This is a genomic window from Hymenobacter agri (genome assembly GCF_054778495.1).
Genome location: NZ_BAAGZM010001141.1, coordinates 1 through 762 on the forward strand (window position 1 = coordinate 1; position 762 = coordinate 762).

The window sequence follows — 762 nt, forward strand, 5'->3', positions numbered from 1 at the left end:
CAAGCCCTGTCGGAGGCCGTGCTGCCCACCCTGGGCCTGGGCCTGGAGCTCACGCATCAGTTCGAACTGGTGGCCGATGCCAGCTACTGGCTGCCGCTGCGCACCCGCGCCCAATTGCAGCTGGCCGAGGAAAGCGGCTTCTTCCTCACGCGCAGCTCGGCCGCCGTCGACCTGCCCGCGGCTGAAGTTGATTTGCGGGTGAACGGCCAGCCGGCCGCCGTGCTGCCGTGGCAGCCGCAGCACTGGCTGCTGAGTCTTGGGCTGCACTACCGGCTGCGGCCGTAGCAAAGTGGCTATTGGCGGAGTAGCTGCGTAAGCTGCTTTGTGCGCCCCGATGTGTGGGTGGCGTGCTGCCTTTTGTGCCCATCTTTTGCCTATGCCTGCCAAGCTGCCCCCTGCGTTTTTCCAGCGCCCCGATGTGCTCACCATTGCCCGCGAGCTGCTCGGCAAGCACCTCTACACCCGCATCGATGGCGTGCTCACGGCCGGCCGCGTGGTCGAAACCGAGGCGTACCGGCACGAGGGCGACCACTCACTCGCGCTGCACCTGCAGCGCAAGCGCCACCAGGCCCAGGGCCTGCACGTGCCCGGCGGCCACGCCTACATCTACACCGTGTACAACCGCCACGCGCTGTTCAACATTACCTGCCACGACGCCTCCCATCCCGACGCCGTGCTCATCCGCGCCATCGAGCCTACTATTGGAACCGAGCATATGCTGGCCCGGCGCGGGCTGGCAACGGTGGCGCGCGCCCTCACGGC

The 762-nt window shown here is 67.6% G+C and carries 2 protein-coding genes; both read left to right on the forward strand.

From position 1 onward, the window contains the following. Nucleotides 1-285: hypothetical protein (locus ACYVDE_RS24970; RefSeq protein ID WP_460504212.1), on the forward strand; the 285-nt coding region annotated here is incomplete at its 5' end. A gap of 91 nt (nucleotides 286-376) precedes the next feature. After that, a partial coding sequence (locus ACYVDE_RS24975; protein ID WP_460504213.1) for a DNA-3-methyladenine glycosylase occupies nucleotides 377-762 on the forward strand: 386 nt, incomplete at its 3' end.